This is a genomic window from Sphingomonas sp. OK281 (genome assembly GCF_900115295.1).
Lineage (GTDB): Bacteria > Pseudomonadota > Alphaproteobacteria > Sphingomonadales > Sphingomonadaceae > Sphingomonas.
In genome coordinates, this window is record NZ_FOVZ01000005.1 from 136,187 (window position 1) to 155,328 (window position 19,142).

Genomic DNA, 19,142 nt, shown 5'->3' on the forward strand with positions numbered 1-19,142 from the left:
AGAAAAACGATGACGGACCTAGGAGAGACTACCAGGAAAGCAGGCCGCTTCGGCTTGGTCGGCCAGCTCTGGTTCCAGGTGCTGGCGGGAACGGTGCTCGGCATCCTGCTCGGCCATTTCGCGCCTGCGACCGGCGTGGCGATGAAGCCGTTCGGTGACGCCTTCATCAAGCTCATCCGAATGATGATCGGACCGGTGATCTTCGTCACCGTCGTCCACGGCATCGCCGGCATGAACGACATGAAAAGCGTCGGGCGCGTCGCACTGAAATCGATCCTGTATTTCGAGGCGGTGACGATCCTGGCGCTGATCTTCGGCTTGGTGATGGTCGATCTGTGGCAACCGGGCGCGGGTATGAACATCGACGTCGCGGCGATCGATACCGCCTCGATCAAGACCTATGTCGCGACCGCGCACGACCAGACGATCACCGGCTATTTCATGGGCATCATCCCAGACACCTTCGCCAGCGCGCTGACCGAAGGCCATGTCCTGCAGGTGCTGTTCGTTTCCGTGCTGTTCGGCATCGCGATCGCGGCGATCGGCGAGCGCGGCAAGCCGGTCTACACGCTGATCGACAGCGCCTCGCAAGGGTTCTTCCGGATCATCGGCTACATCATGTATTTCGCGCCGCTCGGGGCCTTTGGTGCGATAGCCTTCACGGTCGGCCAGTTCGGCACGGCATCGCTCTGGTCGCTCGGTGAACTGATCATCGAGTTCTTCGTCGTCTGCGGGCTGTTTACCGCGATCGTGCTGGGCGGGATCGCGCATTGGTGCGGGGTCAGCCTGTGGCGCCTGCTCGGCTATCTGTGGGACGAGATCGTCATCGTCGCCGCCACCACCTCGACCGAAACCGTGCTGCCGCGTCTCATCCAGAAGATGCGCAAGGTCGGTTGCGAGGAGAGCGTCGTCGGCTTCGTCATCCCGGCGGGCTATTCGTTCAACCTCGACGGCACCTGCCTGTACCTGACGACCGTCGCAGTGTTCCTGGCGCAGGCGACGAACACGCACCTCACACTTTGGCACGAACTCGGGTTGATCGCTGTTCTGTTGCTGACGTCCAAGGGTGCGGCGGGTGTTGCCGGCGCGGCGTTCGTGGTGCTCGCGGCGACGCTCAACACGACGGGCACGATCCCGGTCGCCAGCATCGCGCTGATCCTTGGCATCCACCGCATCCTCGCCGAGGGGCTGACGTTCGTGAACCTTGTCGGCAATGCACTCGCCACCATCGTGATCGCGAAGTGGGAGGGCAAGCTCGACGAACGCACGCTCGCAGCGATGATCGGAAATGCGCGGCTACGCGCGAAGTACCCGGTGGCCGCCTGAAGGCCACGCGGCGATCACCGACGAGTGATCGCCGCCACAATCACCGCCCTACGATAACAGCCGGCCGCGTTCGCATGCGGCTCGGCAGGAGACCGTCATGTCCATCGCTATCGCCATCGCGCTGACCGCCGCGGCTCAATCCGAGCCGTCCCAGTCTCAACCGTCTCGGGCGGTCACTGCGCCCACCGATGCGGCCGTACCGACGGCGGACACGAACGACAGCGTAGCGCGAAGCATTCCCGACAGGCGACATCCCCCAATCTTCTACCCCAATACTAGGCAGGGCCCCGCCGACCAGGCTGTGTCCTCCGGTATCGCGCGTTTCCAACGCGACAATCCGATCGGCAAGGAACTGCGTGCGCTGAGGGCCGCAGGGGTCGACCTGGTGTTCGATTTCGTCGGTAACGTCGCCGCCAACCCGGTTGGCGGTGTTCGTCAGGGCAATGCGGAATCGCATTGGGTCTCGACCGCGGCGGACATCGATCTCGAAAAGCTGATCGGGCTGTCCGATACCAAAATCCATATTCAGGGCGCCTGGTTCAGCGGCGACAGCCTCGGTCGCGATTCGATCGGCAACTCGATCAGCTTCCAGCAGACCTGGCGGCCGGTAGCTGGCCCGCGGCTGACCCAGTTCAACATCGAGCATGATTTCGGCAAGCTCAACATCCTCGTCGGGCGCGGGGCGGTGAACAGCTACTTCAACAATTCGCCGTTCAATTGCGTTTTCATGAGCAATACAAGCTGCCTGACGGCGTATGGCGGGATCAGCGACATCGGCATCACCGCGTTTCCCAACTCGTCGTGGACCGCCAAGGTGCGGTACGCGATCGCCAAGCGGTGGTATGTCCAGACCGGCGTGTTCGAATACGACAACGACCTCAACCTGAAGGGCAAGGGCGGCCTCGACTTTTCGCTGGGCAAGGGCACGGGCGTGCTTATCGCCAACGAAGTGGGCTATCAGACGACGTTCGCAGACGAACGGCTGCCGCGCCGTTACAAGGCCGGCGTCTATATCAACACCGACGGCGGCCAGAGCCCGTATTACGACCGCAACGGCGTTTCGTCCGTGGTGTCAGGACTTCCCCGAGTTGCACAAGGTGGCGACCGCGTCGGTCTGTATGCGATGGCGGACCAGACGATACAGCGCGCCGCCGGCAAGAGCACGCGCAACCTCGCGCTGTTCGGGCGGATCTTCTACAATGTTGGCAACGCCGCCCAGCTCGACTGGTTCGCCTCCGCCGGTTTCGTCAAGACCGGCACGCTCAAACACCGTGACGCCGACACGATAGGCTTCCTAGTCAGCAACACGCATTTCAGCAATCAGCAGATCGATTATCTCCGCGATCTACGTACGAAGGCCGGCGGGACCGGTTCGCCGAAGTCGAACGAGATCATCGGCGAGATCAATTATGGATTTGCGGCCATGCCTGGCGTCAGGATATTGCCCAATATTCAATATGTCATCAATCCCGATCCTATTTACGCACCAACCCGTAAAACCGACATTCCGTCAGCGATCGTTCTGGGGTTGCGCTTGGATGTACGCCTTGCGCAGGTTTTCGGCGGTTTGTGACAATCGCCAGATGCGAGAACAAGATCGTACTTTTCTGATCCACGCGTGCACATTGGACGGCGGCGTTTTTCTTCGCGCGGCCGTCAGACACCATCGCCTTTCGTTTCGGTCGACCCTTCATGCTGCCAACGTCGATGGCGATCTCAGCCAATTGCGTTGATTTGCCAGCTTATCGTCAGTCACATGCGCTCAGTCGACCGCTCGTCAGCGTCAACACCCGGTCGGCCGCGGCGATCGTCTCCTGGCGGTGGGCGATGATGATGCGCGTGATACCCATCGCGCCGATCGCGGCGTTCACCGCGCGTTCGTGCGCGATGTCGAGATGCGCGGTACCCTCGTCCATCACCAGTATCCGGGGTTGGCGGTATAGCGCACGAGCGAGTAGCACGCGCTGCTTCTGGCCGCCTGACAGGGCCTGACCCATGTCGCCGACCAGCGTCTCGTATCCCATCGGCATGCGCAGGATGTCGTTATGGATCGATGCCGCGGTCGCCGCTGCGAACACGCGCTCCAAGTCGACTGGCGCATCGAACAGCGCGATGTTGTCGGCGAGGCTGCCGCCCAGCAGGACGTCGTCCTGCAACACCGCCGCGATCTGCGACTGATAGCTTCGGCACCCGAACCGCGCGAGCGGCAGGCCATCGACCAGCATCTCGCCGTGATCGGCATCGATCAGACCCAGCAGCAGCTTCACCAACGTCGACTTGCCGCCACCAGACGGGCCGGTGATCGCGACATGCTCGCCGCACGCGATGCTGAGATCGAGACCGTCGAGCACCGGCGGTTCGCTCGGTGCGTAGCGATAGCTGATGTTACGCAGGTCGATCGTGCCCTTCAGCGGCGTCGCGATGTCGGCGTTGGCGCCAAAGCTGCGATCCTCCGGCGACAGCGCGATGTCCGACAGGCGCTCGAGATGCAGGTTGAGCATCCGCAGCGAGATCGCCTGGTCAACCAGCGAGATCGCCTTCTGCAGGAACTGCGTCTTGTACGCGAGATAGGCGAAGACCATGCCGATGCTGAACCCGTCGCCGTTCATCACCATGCCAACCGCGATCCAGAGGGACACGATCGTTTCCAACCCGAATATCAGGACGTTGGCGGTGTTCTGCCACACCTGGATCCGACCGACCCGGACATCGGCGTTGACCGCGTCTGTCAGCCGGGTCTGCCACAGCGTGTGATGCTGTTGCTCGCGGCCGAACAGTCGCAGCGTCGTCATCGCCCGCAACGCCTCGATCAGCATCGTCTGTTCGCGACCGTGCGCGACGATCGCGGCTTCGCGGCCCGAGCGCTCGAACGAGAACGAGACCAGTCGGACCCCGGCATAGAGCATGAATGCAATGACCGCGACGGCCGCCAGCAACGGGCTGTAGAAGAACATCAATGCGAGCGTCAGCAGCGCCATCGTACCATCGACGACACTGGCGATCGCATCCTGCGTCAGCATCGTCTGGATCGGGCCGACCGACTGGAAGCGCGATAGGATGTCGCCGACCTGCCGCCGCTCGAACCAGTCGACCGGCAGGCGGAACAGCCGCCGCGCGAGATTGGACGCGAGTCCGAAGCCGAGCGACGCCCCCGCGGTCAGCAGGACGAACGAGCGCAAAAGGGTCGCGCTCGCATTGATCAGCGTGAACAGACCGAAACCGAGCGCCAGCACCGTCAGCAGGTCATGGTCGAGCCCGGGAACCGCGGTGTCGAGCGCGATCTGCATGTAATAGGGCGAGGCGAGGACGAACGCCTGGAGTAGCAGGCTCAGCACCATGACCTGAGCCAGCGCGCGTTTCAGCCCCGACATCTTCTGCCAGAGCTGGCGGAGGCGCAGACGTTCGCGGTGCTCGCCAGGCGCGAAATAGTCGCTCGGCCGCAATTCCAGCGCGACGCCGGTAAAGTGATCCGAGACTTCGGCTATCGCCATCCAGGTCGAACGGCCATCGGGATCGTGGATCAGCGCACGACCGTGCCGGACGCGCTCCAATACGACGTAATGGTTCATGTTCCAGTGCAGCACCGCAGGCAGCTGGAGATTTCCGAGTTGGTCGAGCGGTAGTGTGACCGGTCGTGCGGTCAGCCCGATCCGGTCGGCGATCACAATTAGCGACCGGAGTGTCGCACCGCGGGTCGACGTGGCGAAACGGCGGCGGATCGATCCGAGATCGATGTCGCGCCCGTGATACCCAGCGATCATCGCGATGCAGGCAAGCCCGCATTCGGCGATTTCAGTCTGCCGCACGAGCGTCACGCGCGAGCGGGTGAGCATGTCGAGATTCATCGTCCCGGTCACCGCTGCCGGACCGCATAGACGGGCGCGAACAGCCATTGCAGCAACGTCTGCCGTTCGATGACGATGCGCGCGGTCAGCGTCATGCCCGATACCAGCGGTGCCTGCCTGCCGAAGGCGGACAGCGCGGTCCGATCGAGCGCAACGGTCACCGGATAGACCGGGACGACCGTGCCGTTCGTGCCGGTGCGGTTGATCGTGCTGCCGGCGACCATGAGGACGCGTCCGCGGACCGTGCCGAACCGCTGATAGGGAAACGCGTCGATCGCCAGATGCACGGCCTGCCCGCGCTGGAGGAAACCGATCGACGACGTCGGCGCGGACAGAATCGCGCGCAAGTCCGCACCGTCGGGGACGATCGTCATCAGCGGTGTCTGCGGTGTCGCCGGCTGGCCGGGGCGAGCGGTCAGCGCGGTGACGCGGCCGGCGATCGGTGCGCGCAATGCATAGGACCGGGCGCCGCTGGTACTGGCGGCTTCCTGCGCGACCTGCGCGCGGGTGGCGGCGAGGTTGGCGTTCTGCGCGCGTGCCTGGGCGCCGACTTGAGCGGCGGTGCGCTGTGCTTCGACCAGCGCCGAGCGTTTCGACGCGGCGGTCTGGACGAGTTGCGACAAGCCCTGTTTGCGCGATACCAGCGCCTCTTCGCGAATTTGTAGATCATGCCCGCTGATGAAGCCGCGGACAGCGATGGCGCGCGCGCGGTCGAGGTCGCGGCGGGCGGAGTCGACCAGATCCTTCTGGAGGTCGATCTGCGATCCGAGCTGCGATACTTCGGCGACGAGCCCGGTGCGCTGCGCCGCGAGCTGTTCGAGCTGGGCCCCGGCGGCGGCTGTGGTTGCGGCGGATTGCGCGGCGAGGCTGCTGTCCTGCTGGCCGATCGCCGCCTCGATCCGGGCCGCGGTGGACCGGCCGCTGACGGCGTCCTCCTCGGCGCGGACGATGGCGAGCGTCGTGCCCGCCGCAACATGCTGGCCATCGGCGACCGCGACGTCGGCGAGCACGCCCGCGCGGGTCGGGACGATCAGCGAGACACCCGAGGCGGGCATGATCTCGCCGCTGACGGTCTCGCTGCGCGAATAGGGCGCAAACGCGAGGAAAACGAGTGCGACGAGCACGCTGGCGGTCATCAGATAGCCGATCCCCTGCCATGCGACGGGGACGAATATCGCCACGGTGCCGTAGAGTCGGTCCGCCCTATGCGGCGACGCTTCTGTCCTGAACACAACTTGCTTTCGGAAGGGATCGGTAAGGGAGTTCGGTCGGGTCGCGGCGTCGGTCGGCACGCAGGCAAAGCCCCGGCAGCCGATTATGGCTGCCGGGGCCCTGGACGATACGACCGGCGCCGGCCGGTCGTATCGCGTGGCTTACTTGCCGAACGTGATCGAACCGGTGCGCTGCACGACTTCGGCAGGAACCTTGAACGAATAGCTGCCCGACTTGCCGCCGAACGAATAGTCGGTCGTCAGCGTGCCGTCGGCCGCCGCGGAGAAGGTGACCGAACCGCCGCCGTTGACGAGATCGAGCATGTCGTTGTTGATTTCGGTGATGTTGGTCATTGTACTGTCCTTTGGTTGGGGGAAATTGGAGAACGTACCCGGGGGAAGGCCGCTCTTCTTGCTTTTGCCAAGGATCCGAAAACCCTAAGATCGTGACGCGGCCGGCGGTTAAAGTCGCCCGATCCTGCGCCTGGCAGGCAGATCGCAGCACCGCGTGGAAATTTGTTGCGCGTTTGGTGGACCATCGATGAAGATCGCCGACGAACCGGTCGCGTTCAGTATGCGCAGTCTTCCGGGAAAGCGCGGCAGTGCCGCTCGGCCATGCGACGATCCTGGGCGCGTTCGTACGCGACGCGGCGCGCATAGTTGCGATCCGCTTCGCTTGAGCTTGTCGTGCTCCAGTCGACGACCTTGCCGGTCGCCTTGAACGGCAGCGCGGCCAGATCGGTCGCGGTCCGGGTGACGCAACCGCCCGCGGCGAGCGGTACGGTCATCGCCAATATCAAATAGAATTTACGCATACGATCTCCTGTGACGCTCGCAAGCTACGGGCCGATCGTCGAGCATTCATGGATGTTCGGTGGGCGAATGCCCGAGGCCAGCGCGCTGCGCGCTAATCAGGCGGGGCGGGGGCGTCTCGACGTAATATCCATCGATGTTCAGTCAAACCTACACGCACCGTGTGCATTCATCCTACGAGGCGAAGGTGCTCTTGTTCCCGCCGCCGCCGCCACGACCAAGTCGATCTACCAAGGGAGATACTCATGAACGTCAGGCGCCACCCAGTCGCTTCGCTCTACCCTGCGGCTACGGGATCGGAATTATGATGGATGGCTCGACCAGCGTCATGTGGGTCAGATACGGCGCAGGGGTCCTCATTTGCCTCGGCTCCCTCCTCGTAATGCTTCGTGCAGCGGTTTCGATGTGGCGCGAGGCTCGCAAAGAAGCGCAGTGCGACCGGAAACAGCGTTGGCAGAGTGACGAGACGTTACCGCAATGACGGACGATTCGATTCAGCTTTGCGCCACGAACGTTGCTCAGTCGGGGCGCAGGCCGCGCATAATGATGTCCAGCGCGCTCTCGGTCCCGTTGTCGTCGAAGCCGTCCTCTGTGATGTCCTTGTTCGCCGCGGCGGTGACCATGCGCATGACGAGGCGCAGATCTGCCGCATTGAAATCGGAACGCACGAGGCCAAAAGCCCGGGCGTTCGCCGCCACCTGCTCGTAGATGATGGCAGCCTCCATTTTCAACGGCGCCAGCAATTCGAGATCGCCCGTTTCGGCCATCATCTGCACGGCCCCGACCACGCCCTGGCTCGAGGCCGCGTGCTGCGTCAGAAGGTGGTGCAACAGGACCGGCGCGCGGCGATGTTCAGTCACGAACTCGGCGAGACGGTCGAGCTGATGGCGAAAGACGGCCGCGACCAGCGCGCTGCGGTTGGGGAAATGGCGATACAGCGTGCCGCGTCCCAGCCCGGTCTCTTCGAGCACCTGTTCGAGCGGTGCATTATACCCGTGGAGCGTGAAGATACGGGCCGCCGCTCCGATCAGTTCCTCGCGATGTAATCGGGCGTCGGTCCGCATTCATCACCCCTGCCACGAGAATTAAACGGACACAACTTGTCCGCTTATTAATGTTGAGCTAATGCGCCGCCGTGGTCGTCACGCAAAGCGCCACGAATTCAGGAGATTATGCGTGGGCCGTCGTCGTAATTATGCCGTTCCGGTGCTGTTGAGCCTCGTGCCGCTGGTATCCGGATGCGGGGAAAAATCCGAGCAGCCGAAGGCGCCGCCACCGCCCGTCGTTGAGGTCGTGGTGTTGAAGACCGAGCGCGTTCCCAACATCGTCGAACTCCCCGGGCGCATCCAGGCCGTCCGTACCGCAGAAGTGCGCGCGCGGACCGACGGGATCGTCCAGCGCCGGGTGTACGAGGAGGGAACCGACGTGGCCGCCGGCGCGCCGCTGTTCCAGATCGACCCGCGCGATTATCAGGCGCAGGTCCAGTCCGCGCAGGCGACCTTGCTGCGCGCGCAGGCGACGCGCGGAAATGCGGCCTCGGTCGTGCGCCGCTACACGCCGCTCGTGACCGAGCGCGCGGTCAGCGGACAGGAATACGACAAGGCGCGCGCAGATCTTACGGAGGCGGAGGGCCAGGTCGCCGAAGCGCGCGCCGCGCTTGCCCGTGCGCGCCTGCAACTGAGTTTCACGACGATCCGCGCGCCGATCGCCGGCCGCGTCGGTCGTGCCGAAGTCACCGAAGGCGCACTCGTCAGCGGATCGCAGGCGACGCTGATGACGCGGGTCGACCAGATGGCGCCGGTCTATGCAGTCTTTACCGCGTCGAGCGCGGCAATCCTCGACGGTACGCGACAGATCCGGGCGGGCGATCTCAGCGTCGGGTCGCAGGCGAGCGTGACGGTGAAGCTGGTGCTCGAAAACGGCCAGGACTACGGGCTGGTCGGTCGGCTCGACTTCACCGCCGCCTCGGTCGATACCGAGACCGGCAGCCAGCTGGTCCGCGCGCGCTTCGCCAATCCGCAGAACCTGCTCAAGCCGGGCCAGTTCGTCCGCGGGCGGATCGAGGCGGGGACGATTCCCAACGGTCTGATGCTTCCCGCGCGCGCGGTGCAGTTGAAGGGCGAACAGGCCAGCGTCTCGATCCTCGGCAAGGACGGTACGGTGGTCAATCGGCCGGTAACGCTGGGCGAGATGGTCGGCAGCCGCTGGATCGTCCGTTCGGGCGTCAAGCCCGGCGAGCGCGTCATCGTCGAGGGATGGGCGAAGGTCCGCCCCGGGCAGAAGGCACAGCTCAAGCCTGTCGCCACAACCCAGGCGGGGCGCTGAATCATGGATCGCTTCTTCGTCTATAAACCCGTCTTCGGATGGGTCATCGCCGCGTTCATCGCGCTGGCCGGCATCCTGTCGCTGATGAACCTGCCGGTCGAGCAATATCCGTCCGTCGCGCCGCCATCGTTGACGCTGTCCTATACCTATACGGGTGCCGACGCGGAAACGCTCGACCGCAACGTCACCGCGGTGATTGAGCGCGAGATGAACGGGATCGAGGGTTTCCTGTACATGTCCGCCGCGAGCCGGTCGAACGGCACCGGCCAGGTGATCCTGACCTTCCAGTCGGGGACCGACCTCAACACCGCGCGCAGCCTCGTCCAGAGCCGCCTCAACCGCGCCGAACCGCGCCTCCCGCAGGCGGTGCAGCAGATGGGCGTGCAGATCACCGACAATTCATCGGGCTTCCTGATGATCATGGGCGTCTATTCGACCGACAATTCGCTGTCGGCGCTCGAAGTCGGCAACTACGCCAGCAACAACATCGTCAACGAGCTTCGGCGCGTGCCGGGGGTCGGCGACATCGTCCTGTTCGGGTCGCAATATGCGATGCGGATCTGGCTCGATCCGACCAAGCTCACAGGCTATTCGCTGTCTGCATCGGACGTGCTGACCGCGGTGCAGGAACAGAACAGCCAGGTCGCGGGCGGTGGTCTGGCCGAGCAGCCGATCACGCGCGAGGCGGAGTTCACTGCCAAGATCGTCACGCAGAACCGGTTCGCCACCGCAGAACAGTTTCGCGAGATCATCGTCCGCGCGGGCCAGGACGGCTCGACCGTGCGGCTCGGCGATGTCGCGCGGGTCGAGCTCGGCGCCGACAATTACGGGTTCAAGGCGCGTCTCAACGGGCGCGAGATCGCCGGCATGGGTGTGCAGCTTGGCGCCGGGGCCAACGCGGTCGCGACCGCCGAAGCGATCAAGACGCGGATGAAGGAGCTCCAGGCGAACTTCCCGCCGAGCATGACCTGGTCGATCGGCACCGACACCACGCCGTTCATCGACGCGTCGATCCACAGCGTCATCACGACGCTAATCGAGGCGATGATCCTGGTGTTCGCGGTGATGTTCCTGTTCCTCCAGAACTGGCGCTCGACGCTGATCCCCGCGGTGGTCGTGCCGATCGCGCTGTCGGGGGCGTGCTTCGGGCTTTACGTGTTCGGCTTCTCGATCAACACGCTGTCGCTGTTCGCGATGGTGGTGGCGATCGGCATCCTGGTCGACGACGCGATCGTCGTGGTCGAGAATGTCGAGCGGATCATGGCGGAGGAAGGCCTGCCGCCGCGGCTTGCCACGGTGAAGGCGATGGGCCAGATTCGCGGTGCGATCATCGGCATCACGCTGGTGCTGATCGCCGTGTTCGTGCCGATGGCGTTCTTCCCCGGCTCGACCGGCGGCATCTACCGCCAGTTCTCCGTCACGCTTGCGGTGTCGATCTTCTTCTCGGCGGTGCTGGCGCTGACGCTCACGCCGGCCCTGTGCGCGACGTTGCTCAAGCCGCACGCGGACGATCACGGCGAGCCGCGCGCGGGCATTCTCGGTGTGCCGAGACGGTTCGGGAATTGGTTCAACGACAAGTTCGGGCGTGCGACGGAGAAATATGCCGGTGCGGTCGGCACGATGACCAGCGCGCCGATGCGCTGGCTCGCGGTGTTCGCGGTCGTCTGCGTCGTGACGTTCGTGCTGTTCACGCGGTTGCCCGGCGGCTTCCTGCCGAGCGAGGATCAAGGCTCGTTCCTCGTCAATTACGACGCGCCGGTGGGCGCGACGATGCAGCGCACCGAACAGGCGGTGATCCAGGGCGAGGCGTATCTGAGCAAGCAGCCGCAGGTCCGCAACGTCATATCGGTGCTCGGCTACAATTTCTTCGGCCAGAGCCAGGGGGCGGCGATGTCGTTCGTCGACCTCAAGCCGTGGGACGAGCGCAAGGGCGATGGCGATACGGTCGAGGCGATCATCGGCGGCGTCCAGAAGGCGGTGTTCGGCATTTCGCAGGCGAGCATCATCGCGCTCAATCCGCCGCCAATCTCGGCGCTGGGCAACGCTATCGGCTTCTCGATGAAGGTCGAGGATCGGTCGGGCACCGACCGCGCCGGGTTGATCGCCGCGCGTGACGCGATCGTCGCGGCGGCTTCGAAGAACCCCCTGCTGGCTGGCGTCCGGCCGGAAGGACAAGGCGATGCACCTGAACTCTATGTAGATATCGACCGGGTCAAGGCGCGGGCGCTGGGCCTGTCGATCGCCGGGGTAAACAACACGCTCGCGATCAATTTCGGGTCGTTCTACGCCAACGACTTCAACCGCGACGGCAACACGCTCCGCGTCTACCTACAGGCGGATGCGAAGGCGCGCATGACGCCGCAGGACGTGCTGGCGCTCCGTGTGCCGGGTCCGGAAAAGCAGATGGTGCCGTTCAGCGCGTTCGCGCGCGTCTCGTGGCGCTCAGGGCCGATCCAGCTCGATCGGTTCAACGGTTATCCATCGCTGACCATTTCGGGTCAGGCCGCTCCGGGGCAGTCGTCTGGCGCCGCGCTCGAAGCGATGGAGGCGATCGCCAAGCAGTCGCTTACCGGGTCGTTCGCGTATGAATGGACCGGTACCGCCTTCGAGGAGAAACAGGCGGGCGGACAGATCGGGCTGTTGCTCGGCCTCTCGATGGTGGTCGTGTTCCTGTTGCTTGCGGCGCTCTACAACAGTTGGGGCATCCCGCTCGCGGTGTTGCTGGTGGTGCCGTTCGGGGTGCTCGGGTCGGTGCTGTTCACGATGTTCCGCGGGCTATCGGCAGACGTGTATTTCAACATCGGCCTGATCACGATCATCGGCCTTGCTGCGAAGAACGCGATCCTGATCGTCGAGTTCGCGATCGACGACGAAGCGCATCACAAGGGTGAAGGCCCGGAGAAGGTCCGCAATGCCACGGTCGAGGCTTCGAAACAGCGACTGCGACCGATCCTGATGACCAGCCTCGCGTTCATCCTCGGCATGGTGCCGCTGGTGATCGCAAGCGGTGCGGGGGCAGCCAGCCGTAAGGCGGTCGGCACGGGCGTGATGGGCGGCATGATCGCCGCGACAATCTTCGGAATCTTCTTCACGCCGGTCTTCTACCTGCTCGCGCGAAAGTATCTGAGCAGGACACGCGATCCCGAAGGCGAGGATTCCCGCTGGGCCACCGAAAACGACAAACGGGATGGGGACACGGTCCATGCGTAAGATCCTTCTCGCGGCGACTGCCGGCTTCACCGTCGCGCTGTCGGGGTGCAATTTCGCGCCGGCCTACCGCCAGCCGGTGGCGCCCATCTCCACGGCGTTCCCGACCACGCCGCAGTCCGCGTATTCGCAGGGACTGCTTGCAACCGATCTAGGGTGGAACGACTATTTTCTCGACTCGCGGCTGCGGTCGCTGATCGCCACCGCGTTGGAGCGCAATCGCGATCTCGCGCAGGCGGTGGCACGGATCGCCCAGGCCCGTGCGAAATACCGCATCCAGGATTCGCAGCGTTTGCCGACGATCGAGGCCAATGGCGGCGCGAACCGATCGGTCCAGCCGGCCAACGCGCTAGGTGTGCCCGGTGCGGCCGGCGGGGGCGGCACGTCGTCGGTCGACTTCACGCAATATTCGGCCAACGTCGGCGTCGCGTCGTTCGAACTCGATCTGTGGGGTCGGTTGCGCAACCTGGCGCAGGCCGAGCGCGAGGCGTGGCTTGCTTCGATCGAGGGAGAGCGGACCGCGCGGCTCACGTTGATCGGACAGGTCGCCGCGACCTATTTCAACATCCTGACCGGCGAGGATCGGATCGCGCTTGCGGAACGGACCCTGGCGGGCCGGCGCGAAGGCGTCCGGATCGCGCAGAAGCGGCTCGACGCAGGCGTGACGTCGACGGTCGATTTCGATCAGTCGATGCTGCTGCTGACGCAGGCGCAGACCGAACTCGCGGAGATCAAGCGGACCACGGCGCAGTCGCGCAACCTGCTCGACGTCCTGATCGGTGGCCCGTCTAGCACAGTGTTGCCCGCCGCACGGCCTGTGCTGCAACCCAGTCAAGTGCGGGATATCGCACCGGGTCTGCCGTCATCGTTGCTGACGGCGCGGCCGGATATTTTGGAAGCCGAGCATAATCTTCGCGCGGCGAACGCCAATATCGGCGCCGCCCGCGCGGCGTTCTTCCCGACGATCTCGCTGACCGGAGCCTACGGCTTCCTGTCGCCCACGCTGGGCAATCTGTTCAAGGGAAGCAGCGAGGCTTTCAATTACGGCGGCACGGTGAACCTGCCGATCTTCGACTGGGGACGGCGCACCGCGCAGGTGCGGCTCAACCGCGCGCAGGCCGACGAGTTGGTCGCGGCATATCAGCGGACGGTGCAGGGCGCATTCCAGGAGGTCGCCGATGCGCTTGTCGCCCGCCAGCATTATGCCGAGCAGATCGCCGCGCAGACTCGCACCGTGGAGGCACAACGTCGTTTGGCCCGGACTGCGCGGCTGCGCTACGACAACGGCATCGCGATCTATCTCGAAGTGCTGGATGCCGAGCGTAACCTGTTCTCCGCCGAACAGTCGCTGCTGCAGTTGCGGGCAACGGATCTGCAGAACAGCGTATCGCTATATACGGCGCTGGGTGGTGGTGTGCGGACGGGTTAGATGGAATTGGAACCCGGCTCGCTAAGAAACGGTCCTCGATCAATCCTCCACAATTATCAACGATAGCTCTCGGCGAAAGGACGACCATGGCAAGCCGAGTATTGATCGTGGAGGACGAGCGAGAGATCGCGGAGCTTCTGACCACCTACGCCGAACGCGCAGGATTCGAGGTGCAGCAGGCAGGCAACGTCAAGGACGCGATCCGCCTGCATTCGCAGTTCCAGCCAGATCTCGTACTGCTCGATTTCGGGTTGCCCGGGGGTGATGGCCTCGATGTCCTGACCGCGATCCGTCGACGCGCTGATACCCCAGTCATCATGGTGACTGCATTCGACGACGAGGTGACCAAGCTTTCTTCGTTACGGCTTGGGGCGGATGACTACGTCGTCAAGCCTTTCAACCCGTCGGAGGTGGTCGAGCGGATCCGCGCCGTACTTCGGCGAACGCTGGGCGCATCGGGGCGTCGAACACTGGTGGTCGGCGCGCTGACTATAGATCTGGAAGCACGCGTGGTGACCTGCCAAGGGCAGACCACCGGTGGCCCGGTCCGCGTATCACTAACACCGTCCGAATTCGAGATTCTGGCACACATGGGTCGTCAGCCGCGCCGCGCCTTTTCCCGCGCTGAACTACTCCAGGCGGCATCACCTGACAGCGATGCCTACGACCGGGTGGTCGACAGTCACCTGTCGAAATTGCGCCAGAAGCTTGGATCTGCGGGCTGCGCAGACATGATCGAGCCGGTACGGGGCGTGGGGTATAGGCTATGGTCCGAATACTGAACCGTATTGTCACGCGGATGGTGTTGCTCGCAGCGCTGATGACTGGGCTGACGATGTTCGTCGGGCTTGGCGGCTATTACGCGGCAATGTACTACCGGTTCGACAACGTCGCTCGACACATGCCGCCCAAGGCACGCGCGGAACTCGACTGGCTCGTCCGATCGGGACAGCGCGGCAGCGACCGCTATTACGACCTGTTCAACCGGTATGGCGACGATGGCCCGCGAATTACCGATCTCGGCTTCATCGCCTCGATCGGTCTGATTTCGATTCTCGCCGGGGGGGGCATCGCCACCGTGGTTGCGCGGCGGATCAGCCGACCAGTCACTGCCGTGGCGCGGGCCGCGGCACAGGTGTCTGCGGGCGACCGGTCGGTCCGCGTCGATCCTCGGGGCGGATCTGGCGAGACCGGCGAACTCATCGCGAGTTTCAACCGGATGGCGGCGGAAATCGAGGCGTACGAACGCGAACGGACCGTCCTCACGGCAGGCATCGCGCACGAACTGCGCACTCCGCTGACGATCCTGAAGGGCCGGCTGCACGGACTTGCGGACGGCGTGATCGATCCCGCCAAAGGCGAGGCCGACAGGTTGCTCCGGCAGGTCGAACAGCTCTCCACGCTGGTCGAGGATCTGCGGACTCTGGCCCATGCGGATGCGGGGGAACTGGAACTCGAGCGCAAGCCTATCGATCTAGGAGATGTCCTGCGCGCTGCGGTGGCTGATCTGCGGGCGTCGAGCGCGCTGGTGCCGGTGGCGTGGACGGAGATGTACGTCCCCGCCGTCGTGCTGGGCGACCGGGTACGATTGACGCAAATCTTCACCAACATCCTAACCAACGCCGTGAAGCACGCCCCGCCCGGAAGCCGGATCGCGGTGTCGCTGGTCAACGCGAACGGGCGGTGCGTTGCGAGCGTGATCGACGAGGGCGACGGCTTTGCGCCCGAGGACGAACACCGGCTTTTCATCCCGTTCTGGCGCGCCGGCGCAGACAAGCGTGCGGGCAGGCCCGGTAGCGGCATCGGCCTCACGCTCGCAGCCAAGATGGTCGAGGCCCATGGCGGTAGGATCGCCGCCAAGAACCGTGCCGATCGATCGGGCGCGTGCTTTTCGGTCTCCATTCCCGCGGCGTAAGGGGTCAGAACGTCGCGACGACTTGCGGAAGGTCGATCGTCGTGCGGATGCCGGGCTGCGCGGCACACACCGCGGCGACCGAGTTGACGGCGCGGTGCGCAGTGTAGCCGGGCATCACCGCCGCATAATCCTCCATCGCGACGGGGAAGGTGATCGCGACCTCCATCGGCGTGTCGCCGGCGACCGAGACGTGCCAGCCGGTCTCGCGCAGCGTCCAGTCGCGGTCGAGGTCGGTGGCGCAATACCAGTGCGCGCGGAAGCGGAGGACCGGTTTGCCGTCGTGCAGGCCGTTGATCGTGATACGTTGGGCAGCGACGGTGCCGGCCTTCAGGACACCTGCGGCGATGGGCGTGTCCTTGGTCACGACCGCGACCTCGCCCTCGACACTGGTCGTATCGAACGGCAGGCCGATCGCATCGGCGACCTGGTTCAGTGACGCGAGGAAACTGTCGCGGACATGCGCGAGCTTGGCGTCGTCCATCGGGCCGGGTGCCGCGCCGAAACCCATGACGTCGAAGATCATCGCCGGGCTGTCGCGGCGGGATACGTCGGCGAACTCGTCGATCGTCAGGCAATCGAGGCGGCGTTGCAGCGACAGCAACGGCAGGACGAGCGCTTCGGTGACGAACCCCGGGCTGCTGCCAGTGCTGTAGATCGAGGTTCCGCCGGCTGCACACGCGGCCTCGATCTGCGCGAGGATCGCCGGGTCCATGGTCGACGGGTGGTGGAATTCCGACCGCGTGGTGACTACGTTCTTGCCCGATGCGAGCAACGCGCAGACTTCGTCGTAATCGCAGCCCTGCCGCATGTAGAGCACGCAGTCCGCGTCGAGGCTGAGGATGTCGTCGATCGCGCTGGTCGCGATAATGCCGGTATCGGAAAGGCCGCACAGGTCGCCAGCGTCACGTCCGGCCTTGTCGGGGGAGCCTACGTAGATACCGACCAGCGCCATGCGCGGGTGCGCGATCACGCCGCGCAACGATTGCCGGCCGATGTTGCCGACCGACCATTGAATCACACGAAGGATCGGTTCGGGCATCGCTCTTTTCCCTTATTGCGGTCGCCGGTGCTGTCAGTCCCCTTGGCGAAGGCGGGGGCCTTTGGGTCACAGTTTTTGTGAGGTCCGCGCATCGTTACTACGGCCTCTCCAACTGGGCCCCGGCCTCCGCCGGGGGGCATGGTTTCGGCATCAGCGTAGACGACCAGCCGCGCATTTACGCAGCGGCCAAACTCGGACCCTGATCATTGCAGGGCTGATCCCGAAGCCGGTCGGAGGTTGTCAGACGTCCGTTCCAATGCCGGCATCCGCTTATTGTTCTCCCGCGAAGGCGGGAGCCCAGTCTGGGCCCCGCCTTCGCGGGGAAACAGGGTTTGTTTGCCGGATGACTATAATCAGAGCCGAATGCCCATCGGCCCTAAAGCGGCTTGCTCATCAGATAGGGCAGCGTGGAAGACGCGATCGACGACCGTTTCCCGCCGGGATGGATAACCGTGACACGCCCTAAGCCCGGTGAGACGACGACGCCGACGACATCGTCGACCCATTTGTGCAACGCCGCACGGCTCCATTCCAGTTCGCTACCGTCGATCGTCGCGACGCCGGAGGCTTCGAGTTCCTCCTCGAGTTCGATCACGCGGTCGGTGACGGCGCGGAGCGCTTCGTCTGGTGCTTTGGTCATGCTTGCTCCCTTGCGGCCCGCCGTTGCTCCAACGACGGGCCGGTATCGCCTGTGATCAGAACGGCAAATTGTACATCCGCACCGCGTTGGTCTCGAGCACCTTCTTCTTGATGCTGTAGTCGTAACCGCCGAGCGACTTCTGGATGTGCTTCTGCACGCCGGGATAGAGCGAGGTCGGATGCGGGAAGTCGGTTTCGAACATCATGTTGTCGAAGCCGATCGTCTCCAGCAGCAGCTTCGGGCCGATCGTTTCGAACCAGAAGGTGCCGAAGAAGTGATCGTGGAAATACTCCCACGGCGTCTTCTGCAGCACGCCGCCGGCGCGGTTCGGCAGCATCTCCTGAAACTGGTGCTCAAGCGCCTCGACCGCGAACGGAATCCAGCCCATGCCGCTCTCGATCAGGCCTATCTTGAGGCCGGGATGCTTGTCGAGCCGGCCGCTAACCATCCAGTTGCCAAGCGTCGCCACGTTGCCGATCGAGAACATCGTCGCGACCACCGACAGCGTCTGCTCGAACGCAAACCCTTCCCACGTCAGCGTGGTCGGATCCATCGCCGCGTTCAAATGGAAGTTGATCGGCGTGCCCGTGCTGCTGCACAGGTCGAGGAAGTCATCCCAGTATGAATGCATGTACGAGGGGACGCCGACGCGCTCGGGCGTGTCGGGCAGCACGAAGCCCTTGAGCCCCATGTCGATGCAGCGACGCGCTTCCTTGTCGAGCGCGGCTTTGTCCCACAGCGGCAGATGCGCCATCGTGAACAACCGGTTGCCCGAGACGCGCTGCCGCTCCACGGCCGCGTCGTTGTACATCTTGATGATCTCGACCGCGAGCTCGTTGTCGCCGAGCGACATCAGCGACCCGGCCTGAGTCACGCCCGAGTTGTGGTAGCAGATCTGCGCATAGACGCCCATGTCGTCCATCGCCTGCAACCGCGGCTTGACCTCGTGACCACCAGGATGGGCCTCGTCCAGCGTCGGGAAGGCAAGGCGGCCGAGCAGCTTGTTGTTGTCCTTGCTGATGACGTTGCCACCCATCGATCCGAAATCGCGGTCGCCGACGAACCAGCGGTCAACGTCGTTGACGCGGCGGACGACGGGAACACGGTCCTTGAACTTGGCGGGTGCCTGCGAGGTGAAGAGATCGGGCGCTTCGGTCAGATGCGTGTCGGTGTCGACGATCTTGATGCCGGCCAGATCCTCGGCAAGTCCGCCGGACTGCGTGGCATAGTCGACCTCGCGGATCACGCCGCCACGGGTATAGCCTTCCGCCGACCAGTATTTCCGTGCGTCGCTAGCCAGATCCTTGGTGTCGTTATCCGCCATGATGTCCTCCATCCAATCCGTTTTTTTCGGCCGATCCGTTGATCTGGTTCGTACCGGCTTTGTCTCGG

General features: G+C 64.3%; 15 protein-coding genes. 7 read left to right on the plus strand and 8 right to left on the minus strand.

Going from position 1 to position 19,142, the window contains the following annotated elements; translation table 11 throughout:
• Positions 1-9 precede the first annotated feature (9 nt).
• Positions 10-1,326, plus strand: coding sequence for a C4-dicarboxylate transporter DctA (gene dctA / locus BM244_RS17310; protein WP_093400177.1), 1,317 nt, complete (start codon positions 10-12; stop codon positions 1,324-1,326).
• Between the two features lie 97 nt (positions 1,327-1,423).
• The gene (locus BM244_RS17315; RefSeq protein ID WP_093400178.1) at positions 1,424-2,899 is read left to right on the plus strand and encodes a carbohydrate porin; all 1,476 of its coding nucleotides are present in this window, start codon (positions 1,424-1,426) and stop codon (positions 2,897-2,899) included.
• Between the two features lie 175 nt (positions 2,900-3,074).
• Here BM244_RS17315 and BM244_RS17320 read toward each other — a convergent pair whose 3' ends face one another.
• From BM244_RS17320 to BM244_RS17340, 5 genes are all read right to left on the minus strand, one after another.
• Positions 3,075-5,183: a peptidase domain-containing ABC transporter gene (locus tag BM244_RS17320; protein WP_254784523.1), complete on the minus strand. Its 2,109-nt coding sequence runs from the start codon at positions 5,181-5,183 to the stop codon at positions 3,075-3,077.
• The gene (locus tag BM244_RS17325; RefSeq protein WP_254784525.1) at positions 5,180-6,352 is read right to left on the minus strand and encodes a beta-barrel domain-containing protein; all 1,173 of its coding nucleotides are present in this window, start codon (positions 6,350-6,352) and stop codon (positions 5,180-5,182) included. Before BM244_RS17325 ends, BM244_RS17320 begins: the two co-directional genes overlap by 4 nt.
• A 192-nt stretch (positions 6,353-6,544) precedes the next feature.
• Positions 6,545-6,736, minus strand: a complete 192-nt coding sequence (locus BM244_RS17330; RefSeq protein WP_093400179.1) for a hypothetical protein — start codon at positions 6,734-6,736, stop codon at positions 6,545-6,547.
• Between the two features lie 215 nt (positions 6,737-6,951).
• Positions 6,952-7,197 carry a hypothetical protein gene (locus tag BM244_RS17335; RefSeq protein ID WP_093400180.1) on the minus strand — a complete coding sequence of 82 codons (246 nt, stop codon included), beginning with the start codon at positions 7,195-7,197 and terminating at the stop codon, positions 6,952-6,954.
• A gap of 516 nt (positions 7,198-7,713) precedes the next feature.
• Positions 7,714-8,259, minus strand: coding sequence for a TetR/AcrR family transcriptional regulator (locus BM244_RS17340; RefSeq protein ID WP_093400181.1), 546 nt, complete (start codon positions 8,257-8,259; stop codon positions 7,714-7,716).
• Between the two features lie 112 nt (positions 8,260-8,371).
• Here BM244_RS17340 and BM244_RS17345 point away from each other — a divergent pair, with 112 nt between their 5' ends.
• From BM244_RS17345 to BM244_RS17365, 5 genes are all read left to right on the plus strand, one after another.
• On the plus strand, positions 8,372-9,520 hold the full coding sequence (locus BM244_RS17345) for an efflux RND transporter periplasmic adaptor subunit (RefSeq protein ID WP_254784526.1): 1,149 nt from the start codon (positions 8,372-8,374) through the stop codon (positions 9,518-9,520).
• Positions 9,521-9,523: 3 nt separating this feature from the next.
• On the plus strand, positions 9,524-12,730 hold the full coding sequence (locus BM244_RS17350; protein WP_093400183.1) for a multidrug efflux RND transporter permease subunit: 3,207 nt from the start codon (positions 9,524-9,526) through the stop codon (positions 12,728-12,730).
• Complete coding sequence (locus tag BM244_RS17355; RefSeq protein ID WP_093400184.1) at positions 12,723-14,156, plus strand: efflux transporter outer membrane subunit; 1,434 nt, start codon at positions 12,723-12,725, stop codon at positions 14,154-14,156. Before BM244_RS17350 ends, BM244_RS17355 begins: the two co-directional genes overlap by 8 nt.
• 86 nt (positions 14,157-14,242) lie before the next feature.
• Positions 14,243-14,938, plus strand: a complete 696-nt coding sequence (locus BM244_RS17360) for a response regulator (protein ID WP_093400185.1) — start codon at positions 14,243-14,245, stop codon at positions 14,936-14,938.
• Positions 14,939-14,955: 17 nt separating this feature from the next.
• Positions 14,956-16,071 carry a HAMP domain-containing sensor histidine kinase gene (locus tag BM244_RS17365; RefSeq protein WP_175518272.1) on the plus strand — a complete coding sequence of 372 codons (1,116 nt, stop codon included), beginning with the start codon at positions 14,956-14,958 and terminating at the stop codon, positions 16,069-16,071.
• 4 nt (positions 16,072-16,075) lie between these two features.
• On the opposite strand, the gene BM244_RS17370 is transcribed toward BM244_RS17365, so the two are convergent.
• From BM244_RS17370 to BM244_RS17380, 3 genes are all read right to left on the minus strand, one after another.
• Positions 16,076-17,110: an NAD(P)H-dependent amine dehydrogenase family protein gene (locus BM244_RS17370; protein WP_093400187.1), complete on the minus strand. Its 1,035-nt coding sequence runs from the start codon at positions 17,108-17,110 to the stop codon at positions 16,076-16,078.
• A gap of 376 nt (positions 17,111-17,486) precedes the next feature.
• The gene (locus BM244_RS17375; protein ID WP_093400188.1) at positions 17,487-17,750 is read right to left on the minus strand and encodes a hypothetical protein; all 264 of its coding nucleotides are present in this window, start codon (positions 17,748-17,750) and stop codon (positions 17,487-17,489) included.
• 55 nt (positions 17,751-17,805) lie between these two features.
• On the minus strand, positions 17,806-19,074 hold the full coding sequence (locus tag BM244_RS17380; RefSeq protein ID WP_093400383.1) for an amidohydrolase family protein: 1,269 nt from the start codon (positions 19,072-19,074) through the stop codon (positions 17,806-17,808).
• Positions 19,075-19,142 lie beyond the last annotated feature (68 nt).